1 protein-coding gene is annotated in these 1,269 nt (G+C 47.0%); it reads left to right on the plus strand.

What is annotated here, in order from left to right:
- Positions 1-33: 33 nt before the first annotated feature.
- On the plus strand, positions 34-1,239 hold the full coding sequence (locus ACE418_RS13410; RefSeq protein ID WP_416451078.1) for an IS256 family transposase: 1,206 nt from the start codon (positions 34-36) through the stop codon (positions 1,237-1,239).
- Positions 1,240-1,269 lie beyond the last annotated feature (30 nt).

Here is a 1,269-nt window from a genome sequence, read left to right on the forward strand (position 1 = left end):
CGTAAAAAAACTACCCCGACATTCGGAGAACAAATTGCTCAGCAGATTCTTGAAAACTATGATATTAAAGATGCCCAGGACATACAGGATGCCTTGAAGCAGGTTTTCGGCCCTATCTTTGAAGCTGTACTGAAAGGGGAAATGCAGAATCACCTCGGTTATGAAAAGAATGGGCATTCAGAAGATTCAACCAATGCCCGCAATGGGTATTCCCAGAAGACGTTGAAAACCTCGCTGGGCGAAGTCCCTATTCGTGTCCCCAGGGACCGTCAGGGCCAGTTTGAACCTCAGATTGTAAAGAAACATCAGCGTGATGTATCGTCCATTGAAGGCAAAGTATTGGCCATGTACGCACGTGGTATGAGCCAGCGTGACATTGCTGCTACCATCGAAGATATTTATGGTTTCCAGCTCTCTCATGAACAAATTTCGAATATTACGGATTGCGTCATGGAAGAAGTGAATCGCTGGCGCACACGGCCGCTGAAGCCATTCTATCCTTTTTCCTTTGTAGACTGCATCTACGTTTCTATGCGGACAGAACGCGGTATCCGTCAGGTCGCGGTCTATGTAATGCTGGCTTACGACACCAACGGGTACAAAGACGTACTGGGCCTTTGGATCAACGAAACGGAAAGCAAGCATGCCTGGATGCAGATTTTCGATGAGCTCAAAGCCCGTGGCATCGAGGATTTAGGCATTCTCTCGATTGACGGCGTATCCGGCTTGGAAGAGGGCGCCAAAGCTATTTTCCCAAATGTCACCGTACAACGCTGCATCGTCCATCTCGTACGGAACTCGATTCGTTATATTCCACGGAAACAGTGGAGTGCTTTCACGAAGCAGCTGAAAGGGATTTATGGTGCAGTAAACGTAGAAGAAGCACAGCGGGCTTTCGACCAGTTTAAGCAGGACTGGCAGGGGTATCCTGGCGCCGTCGCCGTCTGGGAAAACAACTTCCAACACGTCGAGCAGCTTTTTAATTATGGCAGTGCCGTACGCAAGGTAATGTATACCACCAACGCCATTGAAAGTGTAAATGCCAGCTTCCGCAAGGTTACGAAGAAAGGTTCATTTCCTAATGAAGACGCTGTCTTTAAAATCTTCTACCTTAGAATCTTGGAACTCTACAAGAAATGGAATTCACATCGCCTAGCCAATTGGGCGGTAATCCGAAACCAGCTGCTCATTGATGAACGGCTTGGCCCTCTGATGGAAAAATACGACAAAGATTTCTAAAAAAAATTACACAAAATTCTTGACATACCC

This window comes from Megasphaera jansseni (assembly GCF_047974155.1).
Taxonomy (GTDB): Bacteria; Bacillota; Negativicutes; order Veillonellales; family Megasphaeraceae; genus Megasphaera.